Consider the following 19465-nt stretch of genomic DNA (forward strand, 5'->3'; position numbering starts at 1 on the left):
CCTTTTTTATTTATATGTATACTGCTTATTTTACTGTGTAGACATTGTTAGTTGTGTCAGCATCCATCCAAATACCGCCATCTAATGATACTTTTACTACATCTTTTACATCATTAATAGTAATTACAGATTTAGTAATATCTTCCTCCCATATTCTTGGTGTTTGATGTACCACCTTTTCTGTACCATCTTTTAACGTTAAAAGTACATCTACGGGAGCAGGCATCCCTCCTAAATTTTCTAAGGTAACAGTTACCGATTTACGCTTAGCCTCTACATTAGTTATTGCAATATCAATATACCCATGGCTAAAGAACCAACTATCCCAAAACCAGTTTAAATTTTCTCCAGAAATATCATTAAAAGAGTAAAAGAAATCCCAAGGAATAGGGTGTTTACCATTCCATCTATCCATATAGCCATGTAGTGCTTTGGTAAACATTTCATCGCCTAATAAATCTTTTACTGCCAAATAACCAATAGCTGCCTTTCCGTACTCGTTAACCCCCATAGCTAAACCAGTTAAACTACTAGAAGGTATGATAATAGGAATATCTTCTTCCATACTATCATCACCGGCCCATCTTTCAGTTCTAAATCTTTTAAAATTCTGAGTTGCTTTTTCTACTCCTAAATCTTCAATACCAATAAGATATTCTAATGCAGTTGCCCAACCCTCATCCATAAATCCAAATCGGGTTTCATTAATACCCATATAAAATGGGAAGTATGTATGTGCTATTTCATGCTCTACTACAAAACGTGTAAACTCAGCCGTTGGGAAAGAACTATCATTCACCATCATTGGGTACTCCATATCTGCAAAACCTCTAACAATGGTAGACTTAGAAAATGGGTAAGGTACACCAGGGTAATTGTTAGAAAACCAATCTAAGGAATGTTTACCATACCCTACCATTTCTTTAAAATCTTTAGAAGGCTCGTCATAAGCAGCTTGCACACTGGCTCTTCTACCTGTTTTTTTATCTACTACTACACTACCCGCATCCCAGTTATAATGGTCGCTAACAGCTATAGCAATATCTGTAATATTTTGAGTACTCCATTTCCATGTATTTACCTCATTCTGTACCGTAATATTTTTAGCTTTTAAATCTTCCTGATCTGCAATTTTTATAACCTCATCACTCGTCATAGACTCTTTAAGTAGAGCCGCATATTTAGGTTGTAAAACTTCATCTGTATTTTGTAAATCTCCCGTAGCCCAAACAATAAAGTCTTTAGGTACCGTTACGCTAAAGGTATAATCATTAAAGTCGTTATAAAATTCTTGAGCTCCGGTAAACGTTAGCTGGTCCCAACCATTATAATCGTCATACACAGCCACTCTTGGGTAAAAATATGCTAAGAAAAAAGTGGTACTATCAATAGCCCCCTCTCTTCCACTTTGTACAGACATATCAAAATGCCAATCAAAGGTAAGTGTAACACTTTGGTTAGGTAGTAAAGGTTCTCTTAATTTAATACCCGTATTGGTACTAGGAGTGTCTTTCATTTCGCTAACATTACCATTCTCAGAATAACTATCTATGGTAATACCATCAGTTAAATAATCAGGGTAAGCCATCCCTTGTCGTGCCGCTCCTGGTCTATGGTTGTTTAAATATAACTTAATCATTAATGCCTTAAGCGTATCAGGGCTATGATTGGTATATGTTATAGTTTCAGTTCCTTGTACTGTTCTGTTAGGCGGGTCTAAGGTAAGTTTAATATCATACACCCCTTTATTTTGCCAATAAGCATCTCCTGGCTTTCCTGTTTTACTTCTCGTATTATTTTGGTAGGCTTTTTTTACATCTCTTGGTGTGTAGAGTTCTTGAGCACTAACCACTAAAGTACCAGCAGCCATAAACAAAGCTAGTAAGGCTTTCTGCATCATGATAATTTAATTTTGAATGAAAGGCTAAGATACCCATACCTAGAAAGCTAACTTTATGAATTAAGAAAATTTTAAGAAACGGACTCCTGTACCACTAAGACTTCAATACATGACAATTATCATTCATAGATTGAAAATATAACTTAAAATTTGTTGCTAATTTTCTATTATATATGAATATGAACACAAAACCAATACATACTTTTCATATTCCTGTTATGGGCTTGGCGTTTACTGTAGACTCGCCAATTAGAGTAGCTCAATACGGAATTGATTCAGTAATATCCATTGTAGATGATGAGCTTATAGAGCGAATGAATGCCTTTTACAGCAAAAAGTTTAACTTTCCATATCATGAAGTTACTAAAAAAGCTTTTGACTACAGAGCAGAGCGCATTACAAATTACTTAAATTTAGTAGACACCATTGTACAGGAAAAGTTTACTGAATTTAAAAAAGAAATTACCGAAAACAAATCACTTCAACTTAACTTTAGCAATCTGTTGCCAAAAGGTCACGATTTAAAAAAGAAACTACAGGAAGTAGCTAATAATGGTTTAGCTTTTAAAGATAAGTTAGTAGATTATATTGATGAAGTATTACACCCAGGTGCCATTGATGTAAACATAATGACAAAGTTAGATAAAGAGAACTTTGATAAAAAAGAGGCGCTACCTCAAGAGTTTAATGATGCACATGCAGCATTACGTGGTTTTGCTAAAAGTAACTTATCTTCTTCTGTGGTATTATCAGCTGGCATGAATCCGCGTTTATATAGCTACATTGAAAACTTTGAAGATTTCTATCCTAACGAATCGGGAGTTATTAAAAAGAAAATAATTCTGAAAGTAAGTGACTTTAGATCTGCCCAAATACAAAGTAGATTTTTAGCTCAAAAAGGATTGTGGGTATCTGAATTTAGAATTGAATCTGGATTAAACTGTGGCGGACATGCCTTTGCTAGCGATGGGTATTTATTAGGCCCAATACTTGATGAGTTTAAAACTAAGCGCGAAGAGTTGAAAGAAACGATGTTTGCAACGGTTTCTAAGGCTCTAGAAGGAAAAGGAAAAACAATACCTACCAATGTGCCGAGCCTTAAAGTTACGGTACAAGGTGGCGTGGGTACTGCAGAAGAACATCAATTTTTATTAGACCACTATCAGGTAGACAGCGTAGGTTGGGGATCGCCATTTTTGTTGGTTAAAGAAGCAACTAGTGTAGATGATGATACTCGAGAACTATTAGCCAATGCTAAAGAAAATGACTTCTATTTAAGCGAAATATCTCCTTTAGGCGTATCGTTTAATGCGGTTAATAATACTACCAACCAACAAATTAGAGATGCACGTATAGATGCAGGTCGCCCGGGAAGTAGCTGTCCTAAAAAGTTTTTAGCACTTCACAAATTAAATGATGAACAAGTTTGTACTGCTTCTAGAAAATTTCAGAAGAAAGCCTTAAAAGAATTAGATGCTTTAGAACTCACTGAAGAAATTTACCAAGAGCGAAAAAAAGCTATTACAGATAAATCTTGTTTATGTACTGGGTTAGCAAATGCTGCTTACCTTGAAAACGACATGCCTATTAAAGGGGAAGCACAAGGCGTGGTTATTTGCCCTGGCCCTAACCTTACTTATTTTGACACAGAAGTAAGCTTACAAGATATGGTTCAGCATATTTATGGTGATAAAAATATTATGCACAATGCCCTTCGCCCTCATATGTTTATTAAAGAGCTAAGTTTATACTTAGATGCTTTTAAAAACACCATAAAACAAGCTGAAAGAGAGGCAAGTGCGCAGGCTAACAAGAAGGTAGTTCGCTTTAGAAAAAATCTTGAAGACGGAATTAACTACTACAAAGAATTATTTCATAACAGTCCAATAAATGAACAATTAACCAGAGAAATTGAAAAATTAGCAGTACTGGAAACTGCTGCTACTTTGTAATTGGCTTAAGTTGACCTGTTCATAGCTAACCGGAGAGAGCCTGTGTTCTACTCTCTTCGGTTAGTATTTTTTTTAGAGGTATGCAGATTATTAATCTAATTCTGTAAACAATACCTCTTTATCTTTACGTACTTTTTTAAAAGTACCATACCAATCATCTTCTGCTCTGTAACCTATTGGTAACATAGTTACACTCTTTAACCCTTTTTTATCTAAGCCTAAAAGCTTATCTAAGGCATCTGCATCAAAACCTTCCATTGGGGTAGCATCTAAACCAAGTTCTGCAGCTGCTATAATGGCATAAGTAAAGGCTATATAGGCTTGTCTAGCTGTATGCTCTGCATTTATATCTTCGGGTTTATTAGTATACAAATCTACAATACGTTGTCTGTAAGCATCCCAACGTTCATCTTTACCCCCTCTTTTTTCAAACATATTCTCAAACGCTTCATTAATGCGTTCTTCCGTATAATTATCCCATGATGCAAATACCAATAAATGAGAACATTCTGTTACTACAGTTTGGTTATTAGCAATAGGAAGTATTTGCGCTTTTAGTTCATCGCCTTTAATTATAAAAACTTCAAATTGCTGCATACCGCTTGAGGTAGGCGCCAATTGAATAGCCTCTAAGATATAATCTATTTTATCTTGACTAACTTTTTCTCCGTTCATTACTTTTGCGGCATAACGCCACTTAGATAACTCTAATAAATTCATAAGGTTTTAAATATTAATTTGAAAAATATACTTTAAGAAAACGCTCCATTTTACATCTAACATATTTAAACAGTTTAAAATTTAGTATCACAACCAAAATTTTAATTACTTTCGGAATTCCTATACCAATAACCATGTTAAAGAAAATCCATTATATACTACTTACAGTAATACTGCTTATTACTGAAATTATCATTGCACTTTATGTACATGACAATTTTATTAGACCTGTATTTGGCGACTATCTTATTGTATTTTTAGTTTACACAGGTATTAAGTCGGTAATAAACCTAAAACCTATCACGGCTATAATAATAACTATGTTATTTGCCTATTTTGTAGAAATAATGCAGTATGTGCATATTGTAGAAAAACTTGGTTATACACATAATCTAGCCACTCGCTTATTTTTAGGTTCATCTTTTTCATGGGAAGATATGCTAGCCTATACTTTGGGAGGCTTAACAATATTTTATGTAGAGTATTGGGTAATTAAAAAGCTATTCAAATAGAAAATTACACAAGCATAAGGCTAAGAATACAAATAATTACTTTAACATTTGGACTACAAATTATCTAATAAATAATTACGCCATTTTCTTATTTATTGATTAAATAGCATAAAAAAATGCAATCCGATAATTCTATATTAAGAATAATCTAAAGTAATGCTTTAGCAGGTACTTAAATTGTACATTTAAAAAAAGCTTGTTTATGATTGTTACTAAAAATTTAAAATGGTCTCATATATTTCACTATACGTGGCAACGTATGGCGTACTTCCTTATACTCTCTATAATAGTTTATATTTTACATGTTAAATTTGGGTTTAAACGTTTAAGTATTCCTTTTAATGCAGTAGCAACGCTGAGTACTGCGCTTGCCATTTATTTAGGTTTTAAAAATAATAATGCCTACGACCGTTGGTGGGAAGCACGAAAAATTTGGGGCTTAATTGTTAATTATAGTAGAGCTTGGGCAAGAGAGGTAATTACATTTATATTACCGAGTGCTGATAACCAGATAGAAGAAGTAAAAGATATACAACAAAGGTTATTATACAGACACATAGCATTTGTACATGCTTTAAGAGTTTTTATAAGAGTTAAACATGCCTATAACGAAAACGCCACCAAAGAAATTATTGATGAACCCAACAGATATGAAGACATAAAAGACTTTATTTCTGCAGAGGAATACAAAGAATTCCTAACAAAGAAGAATCCGCCTAACTTCTTAATTAAAAAACAAAGTGAAGACTTAAAACTTGCTTTTAAGAAAGGCTATATTTCAGACTATAGATATGTTAAGTTAAGTGATACATTAACGCAGTTCAACAATCATCAAGGCATGAGTGAGCGTATTAAAAACACTCCTTTACCAAGACCCTATAGTTTTTTCTCTAGAGTGTTTGTATTTATACATGGTACCTTACTCCCTTTTGCCTTTATTGAAGATTTAGGTGTTCTAAATATTCCGCTTTCTGTATTAATCAACTTTGTATTTTTAGCATTAGATTTTATAGGAGAACGTACAGAAGATCCATTCGAAAACAGATTAGAAGATACTCCTCTTACTTCTATAAGTGTAACCATAGAAGAAAACATAAAAGAAATGATTGGAGATTATGATAATTTTCCTAGAAAACCAAAGCCTAAAGAAGGTGTTATTATATAAGATACAACTACATGTTTACAAAAAACCACTGAACAATTTAAAAGTCAGTGGTTTTTTTATGATTTTTGCGGCATGAAAAGAAGCAAATTCATAAAAATAACAACCATTGTAGTGTTCTTGTTATTTCAGTTAGCATTACTCTACACAATTGTTTATGAAAACTATACCTCCACCAAGGTGCTTGTACCTATTAGTATAATTGCCATACTAACCCTCATAGGCTACTCAAAATTACCATTACATCATCACGAGCATGTTTACGAAGATATTCTAGTAGCTATCTGGGTACCCTTAGGTGCTGTACTAACTTTTATGCTTAGCGTTTACGGTGGTTTAGGTCCTGTTTTAGCCGCTTCTGGTTTTGGACTACTAGCTTCTTTTACACCCTACCTCAATAAAAAATCTGATTACTTAAAGTCTTTACCTACCGCACTATACTGCGGAGCCTTTGTTGGTATGAGTGGGTCTAATGTAGCCTCTTCTATTTGGTTTATAATTACCGCTGGCATTGTTACAGCAGTATTTTTAATTATTAGTAAAAGTTTATTTTCTGGTGTAGGTGGTAAACTAGGTACACTAGCCTTTGGCGGCGTAGCATTAACATCTTTTTTATTTTTTCTATTTTTTTAATGAATACAGCTCTACTAATAGCAACAGGAATTATAGGTGCTCTTGCAACCTTTTACGTAAACACAACTTTAAAACAAGGTGCTGTTAGAGCATCTGCCCTATTGTCTTTTATAGTTGCCTTATTTTTCTATTGCTTTCCTACACTACTTAATGAAACCTTAACTAGTAAGATTCCTATAGTTTTTATTGGTGCTTCATTTATTGGTATGGTATCAGAAAAAGTGGTGCGTAATTATTTAGTTATCGCCGTTTCAGGTTTCATATTTACACTTATATTTTTAAATACCAGTACTTTTTTTGCAGGCTATGGAGGAGCGCTTGGAACCTCAGCATGTATTTCGTTACTCACAGCTATGAGTATATCGCTGTTAACCCCTAGAAAACTGAAAAACAACTTTATCACCTCTTTTGCTAAATCAATTTTTAACAAAAAAAGCACCTAATTGCTCTTCTCTTAGTTTAGCAGTATTGTTAAATTAAACATTTACTTTCTAGAAGCATAATTGTAGTTCCTACCTGAAATAATCAGGTCTTGAAAATTTATCATCGGTATTTAATAATAGTTTATCATCTGTAAAAAACGCTATAAACTTATCATATTTAACCTTATTTGCTTCTAACCAAGCTTCAAAACCTTCATAATCTCCTTCACCTAATAACCAATAGGAATAAGACTCAAAATAACTTTTATCTAACAATTGCTTTTGGTACCACAATAAACTATTAGGGAAATCTAAATCGTGCTTTTCTTCGCCATACCATTCTTTTAAAAACTGCTTTCTAGTTTGTACGATGGTTCTTAAATTAATTTGATTCATCAATTCTGTACCTGCCCTTGCAAAAACCAACGCATACTCCCCCTCAAAAGGTAATAACTTCCCTCCTTCTTTTATTTTATCTAAATCTTTATCGGTTACATTAATGGTAAATCCTTTTTCGGTCAATTTAAACTCCCCTTCACTATCATTTTTTTGCACATAGATATTCTTATAGGTATCATACAAAATTCTACTTATTTCAGAGGTTCGTTCCGTACCTGGTTCTAAGTTCATAAACATTTCTCCATATAATAGCACCCAAATCTTCTCTTTGCTCCCGGTAAATGTTTTGGTTAACATATAATAATTACTTGGGTATTGTGGTTCTGCTTTTATTCCTTTTTCCCAAAAATCAATAGCATCATTATACAGTTTTTGCCCGTACTTAACAACACCACTTTCGTAATAAAGCCTTCCAGAATCAGGAAATTTTTCTATTCCCATTGCATAAGATGTTATTGCAGAATCTGGCTGCCCTAACAAATCGTAACTATTTCCTAAGAGTTGATAATAAATATCTGATACTTCATGAAAAGTAATGGCATCTTGTACCTTTTTCACAGCCATCTCATAATTACCGCTTAAGTAGTAAGCATACCCCATTTCATATAAAACCACGGGATTTCTAGGGTCTGCTTTCTTCGCTTTCTCTAAAACTTCAATAGACTCATCTATACTACCATTATCCATTAGTAGTATCGCTTTCTTTATTAAAGCATCGGCTTTTCCATTACTTTGGGCTTGACCACTTGCTAAGATTAGAAATAAAAAAATGAAAATAAGCCTTTTCATAAGTATAAAAGTTTTTGGGGTAAATTGTGTTTCAGCGTATATAAATGTATTAGTATTTTTTTTATTTAACTAATCCATTCCAGTACATTTAACTATTAGTTATAGTATTTTTAAACTTGAAAAAGTTAAAAATTAGATAAAACAGAATTTACACAAGTTGCTAATTTTTGAATACCTAAGTTAATTGGTTAGCTTTGGAAAAAATCATTTAATACTAGTAAATGGATCCTATTCACATCTTATATATTGACAGAAACCATGATATTTGCACCACTATGGAACGCGTTATTAGCAAACAAGAAGATTGGAAAGGCACCATAGTACAAACAGATAATGCAGCAAAAGAAGCTTTTGAAAAACAAGCTATTTCAATTGTTTTGTTAGGAAGTGGAATTACTACAGAAAATGAAACTGATTTGAGACTATTTTTTAAAAGTAAAAATGCCAATATACCAATAATACAACACTACGGAGGTGGTAGTGGTTTATTGAAAAGTGAAATATACAATGCACTTTCTTTAATTAATAAAAATACAGATGAACGTTAAAAATATAGCTAGCACTACCCTTTTAAACAACACCGTACAAATGCCCTGCTTAGGACTTGGGGTGTATAAAACAAATAATGGGGCCGAAGTTGAACAGGCTATACATGTAGCTTTAGAAACAGGTTACAGACTTATTGATACTGCAAGCTACTATAACAATGAAGAAGGTGTGGGTGCTGCTATAAATTCAGCTGGAATTACTAGAGAAGATATTTTTGTAACTACTAAAGTCTGGAATTCAGACCATGGGTATGAGAATACTTTAAAAGCTTTTGATACATCCATAAAAAAATTACAGTTAGATTATGTAGATATGTACATGATACACTGGCCTATGCCAAACTTATATTTAGAAACTTGGAGGGCATTAGAGCATTTATATAAATCTGGGTTAGTTAAAGCCATTGGAGTTTGTAATTGTATGCCCCACCATATAGATAGTATTATAGCTACTCATACTATTAAACCTATGGTACTACAAAATGAATTTCACCCAAGACTAGTACAACAAGATATACTAGAATATTGTACAAAACAAGACATACAATTTCAGGCATGGTCTCCGTTAATGCGTGGACGTATTTTAGATGATATTACACTTAAAGCTATTGCCGAAAAATATAATAAAAGTACTGCACAAGTAATTATTAGATGGAATTTACAAAAAGGTATTTGTACCATTCCTAAAAGTGTACACGCTACTAGAATACAGCAAAATGCAGATGTGTTTGATTTTGAGTTATCGGTAGCAGAAATAAATACTATTGATAGTCTTCACACCAATGAAAGAACCGGAGCACACCCCGATCATTTTATAGAGCACTTTGCTAAAAAAGAAGCATCACTTAAGAAATAAGGACACTCCTACATTAATATTAAATAGCATATTATGGTTAAAATTTACAGGACCCAATTTTGCTACACCCATTTTTAAATGCTCGTAACGCAATTCTGGTCCTATATAAACGCCTATTGATTTGTAAATTCTATAAGTAAATTCAGGGGTTATAGAATAACTTAATCCGCCATCATAAAAGGAGTCTTTACCACTATCGTTACCTCTGTAAGACAAGTCTGTACTAAACCCAAATTGTGGTGTAAAATCAATATGTTTATTTAAGGAAAACGCATAACCTGCAATCAGTTTTATAGTATTGGTATTGGTTACCTTCTCGTAATTACCAAACATATCTTTGTCTGTTACAGTTGCTTTAATAAGGTTAAACTCTACTCCTAAAACCAAATTTTTCCAATCACCAGATAACCCATATAAGTTTCTGTAATACTTTATAGAGAAACCGCCCTTATAATCTAAACCGGTTCCATACCCATTGGTAATACCAAATTTATTAGGTTGAACATACCCTAAGTATAAACCGCCAAAACGCTCTTTCTCTTTTGAAGTTTTTGGTATTGTTTCGGTTACTTGTGCTTTCATAACTGACGCTAAAAAAACACTAAACAGAAGTGTGCCTAAAAGTGATTTAATATTCCAGTACATACGAAGTGTTTTCTTGGTCAAGTGAAATTGTTACTACATGCTCTACTCCATCGCTAAATTCATAAATTAACTGAGCTGTTTCTCCGAGAACTGAGGTTACATTTAGGCTTCCTTCCGGCACTTGGGTCGTTAAATCAACCGCTTCTGAATCTATCTCATTAAAACAATCAGTACTTTGTAAAATAGTATCCTCATAAAAAGATTTACACAAAGGTTCAGGATACCTTACGTAACAAGATACAGTTTCATTTGTTGTTGATGTTTTTATAATACTAACATCTAAAACAGAAACACGTTCTATAGAAAAATCTTGTTCTAAATAGTTGCCTACTATAGTATTTACTGTAGCTACCTCCATAGCATGCTCAGTATAACCACTATTAAAATCTGCAAGTATTTTATTGCATTCTAAAGTGTAAATAGTATCAAAAGTATCAAATGAATAAAACTCATATTTACCAACATCATTAGTAATACCATATCCTAATAAAGCATCGTTTTCCAAATAGCCTACAGTAATATTTGGTACAGGGTTTCCTGAAGTATCCATTACCAAGCCCGTAATATAAATACGTTTTTCACTTTTTATTTCTGAGTCATAACAAGACACTAGAAATATAGAAAGTAACATACTCAATAGCCAATTAAATTTCATTCTATTTATAAATTAGTTAAGCATTATAGCAACTCCAAAAGTTACATTAAACAACATATTTTTATGATAGTTTATATCAGCTGATTTTGCTGCTTTAACCGTCATTAACTCATAACGTAATTCAGGAGAAGCATAAATACCGATAAGCTTGCTAACTTTAACCGTAACTTCTGGTGCTATTGAAAAGCTAGCTCCTCTGTCAACAAAATTATCTACATCTTTATAATTAGACCTATAAGCAACATACCCTAAGCCTAACTGCGGAGTAAAATCAATACTATTACCAAGTGAAAGTCCGTACCCTGTAAGCATTCTAAGATTGGTACTATTTGTTTTATTATAGTTACCCATTAGGGATTTATTAGTTACTTCTGCCTTTATCAAGTTATATTCAAACCCCAATAAAAAACGATCCCAATTACCACCTATTCCCCAAAGATTGGTATAATATTTTAAAGAAAATCCCCCTTTATATTCTAGACCGGCACTATAGCCATTATCAGTACCAAATTTACCTGGGTACACATACCCTACGTATATACCCCCATATTTTTTTGTGTCAGTTCCTGCCCCTGTCTTAGAATTGGTGTCTGTCTGAGCATTACCTAAATAAACTAATCCAATAATAAGCACAAAACTTACTAGTAAACTTTTAATATTCAAATTCATAATTTATATTTTCTTGGTCAAGTGTTATTTGTATTTGATGCTCTACCCCATCCTCAAACTCATATATAAGAACAGCTGTTTCTCCTAAGACTGTCTCTACACGTTGAAATGCATCTGGAAACTCTTGAGACAAAGCAATAAACTCAGAAAATACTACATTGTAGCAATTAGCTGTTACTAAAATAGTATCGTCAAACTCTGTAAAACAAATAGGCTGTGGGTATTCTAATCTCCAATGAATAGTATCTGTAGTAGAAGAAGTTTTCACAACATCAACACGTAAAAAAACACGTTTACGGATGGTAAAATCTTGTTGAATATGAGCATCGTTAGAAGTATCACGATTTTCAATATCCATAACGCTCTCTACATAATCAGCATTGTAAAAAGCATTCATATCATTTACTTGAAGCGTAAAATCTGCGTCACTACCATTCATTCCGTAAAATGCGTAGTCGCCAGCAGCATCAGTTACACCATAACCAAGTACATAATCTCGTTCTTTGTATTCAACTGCAACATTTGGCACAGGGTTTCCCTGCCCATCAACTACCGTTCCTGTAAAATAAATACGTTTGTTATTCTCGAGCTCAAACTCGCAAGAAAGAAAAGTGAATGCAAAGAGAAGCAATCCCACCAGATAATTTTTTGATCTCATAATAAAGAGTAAACTTTTTTACAAGATACATTTTAGACGTAAAGGTTGCTTCTCTTTACTGTTATTTTAATATTTATCTTGAACATCTAACAAAGCTAGCGCTTCGTCTAAGTCAAGTTCTGCTAAAGAATTTACAATTTTATTAGGTTTAAAAGCATAGTTATCCAGGTCTTCCTTTCTGGTAACACCTGATAATGTTAAAATCGTTTTATACCCTAATTGTACCCCGCCAAGAATGTCAGTATCCATGGTATCACCAATAATAATAGTTTCACGTGCTTCTAAGCCTAAATGCTTTCTAGCGGCACGCATCATTACAGGGCTTGGTTTACCTACAGAAAAAGCATGCTTACCAGAAGCTTCTTCTATCATTTTAACAATAGCTTTAATTCCTAAACTATCCCATCCTTTTACTTTCGGAGACGGATCTAAATTGGTAGCAATCAACTTAGCTCCATTTAAAATCATTCCTACAGCGGTATTCACCATTTCTAAAGTAAAGTTACGTCCCTCACCTACTACCACAAAATCAGGATCTTGATTTACCATCACATACCCCTGCTGTAATAAACTGGTTATAAGGCCACCTTCCCCTAAAACATAGGCTGTTCCATTAGGGTTCATAAAAGATAAAAACCAAGATGTTGCCATAGCACTGGTATACACGTTTTCTTCTTTTATATGAATTCCCAATCTTGCACACTTATTTACAGCATCTAATGGTGTGCGCTGACTATTATTGGTCATAAATGAAAATGGAATTTCCTTTTCCTGAAGTTGCGCAATAAACTTGTCTGCTCCCGGAATTAGTGTATTATTTCCATAAATAACACCGTCCATATCTATTAAAAACCCTTTTCTCATGCTAGTTAATTTTAAATTCGAAATTACTAATAAATTTTAACTATTGGGCAAACTTACCTCCTTTGTTTAAGAAAATCTATATTCTTTTATAAACATCGTCTTCTCACTAAAACAAACTACTTGTATTGTAACTATTTTCTAACATTGGTAGTAATTTTTAACACTAACCTAAGCCAGTAAAAATATTCAACTAATACTTGAATTTTATCTTACCCCCTATCAAAAACCAAATACAACATGAGCCAAAAAAACAACTCTAGAAGAAATTTCATCTACCAATCTTTACTTGCTACTGGTGGTATTATACTTGCATCTAATTTTATAAGTTGTAAAAATGATGATGATACTGTACCCTCTGATAACATACCAGATAACCTTGCTTTAACTAATTTTGATTATGGTGTTGCTAGCTTTGACCCTACCGCATCTCAGGTAATCATCTGGACACGCTATTCCTCTAACGCAGCAAATGTGGTTATTACATGGCAAGTAGCTTCTGATGAAGCTTTTGAAAATGTTATCCGTTCTGGTGAAGTAACTACCACTGCAGAAAGAGATTATACAGTTGCTGTAGAAGTTCAAGACCTTGACGCCAACCAAAAACTATATTATCGTTTTATACAATTAGAAGAGGAAACTGTATCGCCAGTTGGAGAAACACTTACCTTTCCTGAAAATGCATCTGAAGTCACCATTGCTATTTGTTCGTGTTCTAATTACCCAGCAGGATTATTTAATGTATACAAGGAAATGGCAAATTCTGATGCCGATGTGATTGTGCATTTAGGAGATTATATATATGAGTATGGCGAAAATGAATATGGAACAAATGAATACACCGCAGCACTAGGAAGAACACATAACCCAACTACTGAAATTCTAGATTTAGAAGATTATAGAACCCGCTATAAACAATACCGATCTGACAGCAACTTGCAACATGCTCACCAAAAGAAACCTTTTATTTGTGTATGGGACGACCATGAAGTAAGTAACGATACCTATAAAGACGGAGCTGAAAACCATCAATCTGACGAAGGTAGTTTTGAGGCTAGAAAAGCTGCCGCTATCCAGGCTTATAGTGAGTTTGTACCTGTAAGAACAGAAGATGCTACCAAAATTTATAGAAGCTTTAATATAGGCAATCTTATTAACCTGATTATGCTAGATACACGCGTAATAGGAAGAGATAAACAACTTAGCTATTTTGACTACTTAAATACCGATGGTAGTATTGATGCAGTAGCATTTCAAACAGCTTTGTATGATACTAACAGAACTATGCTAGGCACCGAGCAAAGAAATTGGTTACTTAGTGAAGTAGCAAGTAACAGCGCACAATGGCAAGTTATTGGTCAGCAAGTATTAATGGGTAAAATGTTAATTCCTATGGAATTATTACTATCCATGAATACCTTACTAATAGAGCTAGAAACAACCGGAAGTGTTTCTGATGCTACCTTTGCTACATTTACCAATACTATGACAGAATTGGTAACCTTAAAGTATATGCAACTAAACGGTTTACCTTTAACTGCTGAAGAAACGGCAAGGATTGAAACCGTTGCACCTTATAACTTAGATGCTTGGGATGGATACCCGTATGAGCGTGAAATTTTATTAAACGCATTTGAAAACAAGAATGTAGTTTGCCTTGCTGGTGACACACACAACTCTTGGGCAAGTGCACTAACCAGAACTAACACCAATGGTGAAAATGTGCAGGTAGCTCAAGAATTTGCAACCACTTCTGTTAGTTCTCCAGGATTTGAAAGCTATTTAGGTTTAGCAGGTGGTAGTGCCATCTCAAGTTTTGAACAAGCCATTACCACATTGATAGATGATTTATCGTATGTAGATGCTTCTAGGCGTGGATTTGTAAAAATTACATTTACCGCTGGAGATGCTACAGCACAATATACATTTGTAGACAATGTAAATTCAGAAGTATATACAGCTTCTGTAGCTCATACCGTTTCCTATAACGGATAAAATTTAACTGCTAAAAAATATAAAACCTCCTATTCAAGGAGGTTTTGTATTTTATGGTATTTCAATGGTATCTCCACCATATTTAGGTTTTTTACCAAACATTAAATCGAGCATCATTTTGCATCGGGCAAGTTTTTCTCTCACTTGTGTTTTTAATCCGTAGCTTACCTCTACATCTTTTGCATTATACCCTACCGCTTCTATTTGGTTAGCATTAGCTAAGTAAATAGCCCGTTCATTATGAAACTGCTGAGATATTACGGTGATACTTTCTTGTCCAAAAATATTTTTACATCTTACTACAGAGTCTAAAGTTCTAAAACCCGCATAGTCTAAAAATATATGATCTTCGGGCACACCTAGCGCAATCAGATCATTCTTCATTTCCAACGGCTCATTATAATCATCAGTACCGTTATCTCCACTAATTAAAATATTTGAAATTTTACCACTTTTATAAAGTTCAAAAGCAGCATCAATTCTATATTGATAATACAAGTTGATATTACCATTGGAAAGATATTTACCCGTACCCAGCAATAGTCCCACTTTATTGTATGGTATTGTTTCTGTAGTACTATATACAAATTGCTTTGTTTTGTTTACCACCATACTATTAACAATAAATATAGCTACCACTAAAACTACTACTACAACTGCAAATAATGTTACTATCTTTTTAAAGGTCATATAAAAATCAACTTATCAATTTGTAAATTCATCTCAGTTTCATCTAAATACTTAGCCCTCCCCATGATAGCTTTTATCTTTCTAATAACCTTTTGAGTTTCTGAAGCATTACGAAAAATTCTTCCTTCAACACCTGGTTCATCCTTATGCTTAAACCCTATTATTTCCCCCTCTCTAGCAATACAATAAAGCTTTTCTACTTCACTATCACGGTAAAACATAGTCCAATTTGCGTAGCCTATATATATTCTATCACTTCTATCATTATCATTGTTGGAAGCCACTAAGCGCCATCTACAATTTGCAGCTCTACCCCAATGGTTAGCCACCCTGTACACGCCATCTTTAGTGTAATAATAAGAACTACCAGATTTACTAGTAAAATGAGGTACTTCATCTTTAAAAGGAAAATCTTCTAAATTTACCTCCTTAAAAACACAATAGGTATGCTTAAAAAAATTTCCTTTATGATAGCTCACTAGAAACTTATATTACTTTCTAAAAATAATTCGCTTATTGCTGGTTTTTAACTTTACTACTGTAAAAGGATTTGTTATCATAGTAGTAACAATAGCACCTTCTTCTGGTGTAGTTTCTTTAACAAACACAGTTATGGTATTAGCCGTTTCTTCTATAGTACTTACATCTATTTGGTATCCGCCCGACTGCTTTTCCCCCATACAAATAACAAATAGCATCTCTTTACTATAGTCTATTTTAGGAGCAGCCAAATGAGAACCAGAAGTACTATTTACTTTCTTAAAAAATTCATTTACAATACCAGGCTCTTTTGCTACAATAATTTCAGCAGTTTGTGGCCCGCCCACAGAACTCTGAAGTAAGGTTTCAAAATTAACACTAGCAGTGTTTACAAAACTTGTACAAACAAAGTACAAGCACACAATACTAAGCGAGCTTAAAAGCTTGTTCGTAAATGGCTTCATATAAAGGTACAATATGTTTAATATCAAATTTTTCAGCTTCTTTTCTAGCTCCTTCTTTAAAGGTATTTAAAGTTTCAATATCTGTCAAAATTTTAAGGGCATTTTCCGCCATCTCATCTACATTACCAACATCACTTAAAAAACCAGAAACCCCTTGTTTGTTAACTTCGGGTATACCACCAGTATTACTAGATACAACAGGTGTTCTATTTACCATTGCTTCAAGCGCGGCTAAACCAAAACTTTCGGTTTCAGAAGGCAATAAAAATAAATCTGAAAAACACAAAATACGGTCAATCTCAGTACTGTTACCTAAAAACATTACTTTATTCTGTATTCCTAATTCTTCACATAAATACTCTGCCTTTTCTTTCTCTGGCCCTTCACCAACCATCATTAATTTAGCGGGTAACTTTTGCTGAATTTTATAGAAAATTTTAATAACATCGGTAATACGCTTTACTTTTCTAAAATTACTAACATGTGTTACAATGCGCTCATCTTCACCTGCCATCATACTACGTTGGCAATCGGTATAGGTAGTTGCTGTTTCTTTGGTTTCTATAAAGTTAGGCACTACTTGAATATCAGTAGTAATATCAAACAAACGCAAGGTATCTGCCTTCAAACTTTCTGATACAGAGGTTACTATATCCGACTTGTTAATACTAAAAGTAACTGCTGGCTTGTAAAACGGATGATTTCCTACCAAGGTAATATCGGTACCATGAAGGGTAGTTACCATTGGCAACGTTATACCTTCTTCTTGCAACATTTTCTTAGCCATATACCCTGCATAAGCATGTGGTATTGCATAATGAACATGCAATATTTCAATTTCATGTAATTTCACCATATCTACCAATTTACTAGACAGTGCCAGCTCATAAGGTTGATAATGAAACAGTGGATACTTTGGTACGTGCACCTCATGAAAATGAATGTTTTTTCCTAAAAGTGCCAACCTCACTGGTTGCTTATATGTTATAAAATGAACCTCATGACCTCTTTTAGAAAGCGCCATACCTAGCTCTGTAGCTACCACCCCACTACCACCAAAAGTAGGGTAACAAACAATACCTATTTTCATGTACTTATGACTTCTCTTTTTACAAAGAAAAGATTTATAATTGTTATAAAGTAAAAATAGCCCTTTTAAGGCTATTTTCTGTGTATTAGTCTAAACGATAAATTTCTCTAATCTCTTCAAGTATTTTTTCAAAATCTATCTTAAGATCTATAAGTTTACCTGTATGAAGATCAAAAACCCAACCATGAACTGTAATATCTCTCTCTTTAACAGCCTTTTGTACATCTGCAGTTTTTAATACATTCACACATTGCTCCTGAACATTTAACTCTACTAAACGGTTGTATTTAGCATCTTCATCTTCAATAGCATTCAGCTCATCTTTATGTAATCTGTATACATCTCTAATATTTCGTAACCATGGATTTAATAATCCTAAATCTTCCGATTGCATAGCCGCTTTAACACCTCCACAATTGTAATGCCCGCAAACAACTACATGATTTACTTTTAAGTGAGATACCGCATAATTAATAACAGACATCGCATTTAAATCGGTATTTGGTACCATGTTTGCAATATTTCTATGCACAAAAGCTTCTCCAGAAGAAATTCCCATAAGTTCTTCTGCTGTAACTCTACTATCAGAACAACCTATATACAAAATTTGAGGGCTTTGCCCTTTTGCAAGCTCATTAAAAAAGTTAGGATCTAATTCTAATTTTTCAGCTACCCACTTCTTATTATTATCAAAAATGCTTTTAATATCCACGGTTTTTAGTTTTTTAGAATAAAATTAATTCCAAAACTAAAAAATATTTACGGGATAGGCATTACGATAACTCCTACAGAACTATTAAAAGTAAGTTAAAAACAGAAATTTATTAAAGGTTATGCTACTTTAACATGAAGCTCTAAATCAATTAAACTACCATCGGTATCCTCATAATTTTTATAGGTTTTTATATGCTTAAAACCCAATTTAGATAATAATTGTAAACAAGCACGGTTTCTGCTATCTACAAAAGCCTCTAATTGATTTAAACGTAATGTTTCAAAAGCAAAAGCAACTATTAAAGATACTGCAGCAAAAGCATAGCCCTGTTTCCAAAAATCAGGTAAAATCCAAAATCCAATTTCGGCTTTTTCTTTGGTCATATCGTTAAACCCACATGCCCCAACAAAACAGTTATCTTTAGAAACTATTTTCCACCAAATACCGGTATCATTTATTAGCAAATCATCATACCAAATCATTTGCTCTTGTGTAGCTTCAAGTGTATCAAAAGAAATACCGTAATATTTTATAATATCTGGATTAGATAATCCTGAAAATACATATAACACATCTTTACGCTCAATCTTTTTAAGCGTAAACATTTCACTTTTTAATTCTGGAAAAAATTTATGAAGACTTCTTTCTGA

General features: G+C 33.4%; 22 protein-coding genes. 8 read left to right on the forward strand and 14 right to left on the reverse strand.

What is annotated here, in order from left to right:
- Nucleotides 1-25: 25 nt before the first annotated feature.
- Complete coding sequence (locus tag Y10_RS12790; protein ID WP_281765800.1) at nt 26-1900, reverse strand: M1 family metallopeptidase; 1875 nt, start codon at nt 1898-1900, stop codon at nt 26-28.
- A 179-nt stretch (nt 1901-2079) separates the two neighbouring features.
- Between Y10_RS12790 and Y10_RS12795 the strand changes: the two genes are divergently transcribed.
- On the forward strand, nt 2080-3852 hold the full coding sequence (locus Y10_RS12795) for a hypothetical protein (RefSeq protein WP_281766184.1): 1773 nt from the start codon (nt 2080-2082) through the stop codon (nt 3850-3852).
- A 90-nt stretch (nt 3853-3942) separates the two neighbouring features.
- On the opposite strand, the gene Y10_RS12800 is transcribed toward Y10_RS12795, so the two are convergent.
- Nucleotides 3943-4572 carry a nitroreductase family protein gene (locus tag Y10_RS12800; RefSeq protein ID WP_281765801.1) on the reverse strand — a complete coding sequence of 210 codons (630 nt, stop codon included), beginning with the start codon at nt 4570-4572 and terminating at the stop codon, nt 3943-3945.
- Nucleotides 4573-4706: 134 nt separating this feature from the next.
- Between Y10_RS12800 and Y10_RS12805 the strand changes: the two genes are divergently transcribed.
- The 4 genes from Y10_RS12805 to Y10_RS12820 all read left to right on the forward strand — a co-directional run bounded on the left by Y10_RS12805 (nt 4707) and on the right by Y10_RS12820 (nt 7322).
- Nucleotides 4707-5084, forward strand: a complete 378-nt coding sequence (locus tag Y10_RS12805; protein WP_281765802.1) for a ribosomal maturation YjgA family protein — start codon at nt 4707-4709, stop codon at nt 5082-5084.
- A 202-nt stretch (nt 5085-5286) separates the two neighbouring features.
- A complete protein-coding gene (locus tag Y10_RS12810) occupies nt 5287-6249 on the forward strand; it encodes a bestrophin family protein (RefSeq protein ID WP_281765803.1) in 963 nt (320 codons plus the stop codon).
- A gap of 72 nt (nt 6250-6321) precedes the next feature.
- A complete protein-coding gene (locus Y10_RS12815; RefSeq protein ID WP_281765804.1) occupies nt 6322-6879 on the forward strand; it encodes a hypothetical protein in 558 nt (185 codons plus the stop codon).
- Nucleotides 6879-7322, forward strand: a complete 444-nt coding sequence (locus Y10_RS12820) for a hypothetical protein (RefSeq protein ID WP_281765805.1) — start codon at nt 6879-6881, stop codon at nt 7320-7322. Before Y10_RS12815 ends, Y10_RS12820 begins: the two co-directional genes overlap by 1 nt.
- A 69-nt stretch (nt 7323-7391) precedes the next feature.
- Here the strand turns inward: Y10_RS12820 and Y10_RS12825 are convergent, their stop codons facing one another.
- Complete coding sequence (locus Y10_RS12825; protein WP_281765806.1) at nt 7392-8489, reverse strand: tetratricopeptide repeat protein; 1098 nt, start codon at nt 8487-8489, stop codon at nt 7392-7394.
- 221 nt (nt 8490-8710) lie between these two features.
- Here Y10_RS12825 and Y10_RS12830 point away from each other — a divergent pair, with 221 nt between their 5' ends.
- Together Y10_RS12830 and Y10_RS12835 are read left to right on the forward strand one after the other, a co-directional pair.
- The gene (locus Y10_RS12830) at nt 8711-9037 is read left to right on the forward strand and encodes a hypothetical protein (RefSeq protein ID WP_281765807.1); all 327 of its coding nucleotides are present in this window, start codon (nt 8711-8713) and stop codon (nt 9035-9037) included.
- The gene (locus tag Y10_RS12835) at nt 9027-9893 is read left to right on the forward strand and encodes an aldo/keto reductase (RefSeq protein ID WP_281765808.1); all 867 of its coding nucleotides are present in this window, start codon (nt 9027-9029) and stop codon (nt 9891-9893) included. Before Y10_RS12830 ends, Y10_RS12835 begins: the two co-directional genes overlap by 11 nt.
- Here Y10_RS12835 and Y10_RS12840 read toward each other — a convergent pair.
- The 5 genes from Y10_RS12840 to Y10_RS12860 form a co-directional block, all read right to left on the reverse strand.
- Entirely contained in the window at nt 9879-10538 is a 660-nt protein-coding gene (locus Y10_RS12840) for a hypothetical protein (RefSeq protein ID WP_281765809.1), read from the reverse strand. The two genes, Y10_RS12835 and Y10_RS12840, sit on opposite strands and share 15 nt — an antisense overlap.
- Entirely contained in the window at nt 10522-11193 is a 672-nt protein-coding gene (locus tag Y10_RS12845; RefSeq protein WP_281765810.1) for a hypothetical protein, read from the reverse strand. Before Y10_RS12845 ends, Y10_RS12840 begins: the two co-directional genes overlap by 17 nt.
- Before the next feature lie 12 nt (nt 11194-11205).
- Nucleotides 11206-11862, reverse strand: a complete 657-nt coding sequence (locus tag Y10_RS12850; protein ID WP_281765811.1) for a hypothetical protein — start codon at nt 11860-11862, stop codon at nt 11206-11208.
- Entirely contained in the window at nt 11846-12520 is a 675-nt protein-coding gene (locus tag Y10_RS12855; protein WP_281765812.1) for a carboxypeptidase-like regulatory domain-containing protein, read from the reverse strand. The genes Y10_RS12850 and Y10_RS12855 overlap by 17 nt, the downstream gene beginning before the upstream one ends.
- Nucleotides 12521-12586: 66 nt before the next feature.
- Entirely contained in the window at nt 12587-13384 is a 798-nt protein-coding gene (locus Y10_RS12860; RefSeq protein WP_281765813.1) for an HAD-IIA family hydrolase, read from the reverse strand.
- Nucleotides 13385-13621: 237 nt separating this feature from the next.
- On the opposite strand from Y10_RS12860, the gene Y10_RS12865 reads away from it, so the two are divergent.
- Nucleotides 13622-15376 carry an alkaline phosphatase D family protein gene (locus Y10_RS12865; RefSeq protein WP_281765814.1) on the forward strand — a complete coding sequence of 585 codons (1755 nt, stop codon included), beginning with the start codon at nt 13622-13624 and terminating at the stop codon, nt 15374-15376.
- A gap of 51 nt (nt 15377-15427) precedes the next feature.
- Here Y10_RS12865 and Y10_RS12870 read toward each other — a convergent pair whose 3' ends face one another.
- From Y10_RS12870 to Y10_RS12895, 6 genes are all read right to left on the reverse strand, one after another.
- Entirely contained in the window at nt 15428-16066 is a 639-nt protein-coding gene (locus tag Y10_RS12870; protein WP_281765815.1) for a SanA/YdcF family protein, read from the reverse strand.
- Nucleotides 16063-16545 carry a hypothetical protein gene (locus Y10_RS12875; RefSeq protein ID WP_281765816.1) on the reverse strand — a complete coding sequence of 161 codons (483 nt, stop codon included), beginning with the start codon at nt 16543-16545 and terminating at the stop codon, nt 16063-16065. The genes Y10_RS12870 and Y10_RS12875 overlap by 4 nt, the downstream gene beginning before the upstream one ends.
- A gap of 12 nt (nt 16546-16557) precedes the next feature.
- Nucleotides 16558-17010, reverse strand: a complete 453-nt coding sequence (locus Y10_RS12880) for a protease complex subunit PrcB family protein (protein WP_281765817.1) — start codon at nt 17008-17010, stop codon at nt 16558-16560.
- The gene (gene bshA, locus Y10_RS12885; RefSeq protein ID WP_281765818.1) at nt 16973-18100 is read right to left on the reverse strand and encodes an N-acetyl-alpha-D-glucosaminyl L-malate synthase BshA; all 1128 of its coding nucleotides are present in this window, start codon (nt 18098-18100) and stop codon (nt 16973-16975) included. Before bshA ends, Y10_RS12880 begins: the two co-directional genes overlap by 38 nt.
- Nucleotides 18101-18185: 85 nt before the next feature.
- Nucleotides 18186-18812, reverse strand: coding sequence for a carbonic anhydrase (locus Y10_RS12890; RefSeq protein WP_281765819.1), 627 nt, complete (start codon nt 18810-18812; stop codon nt 18186-18188).
- 119 nt (nt 18813-18931) lie between these two features.
- Nucleotides 18932-19420, reverse strand: a complete 489-nt coding sequence (locus Y10_RS12895; RefSeq protein ID WP_281765820.1) for a GNAT family N-acetyltransferase — start codon at nt 19418-19420, stop codon at nt 18932-18934.
- Nucleotides 19421-19465: the final 45 nt, after the last annotated feature.

The organism is Neptunitalea lumnitzerae, from assembly GCF_027924185.1.
Classification (GTDB): domain Bacteria; phylum Bacteroidota; class Bacteroidia; order Flavobacteriales; family Flavobacteriaceae; genus Neptunitalea; species Neptunitalea lumnitzerae.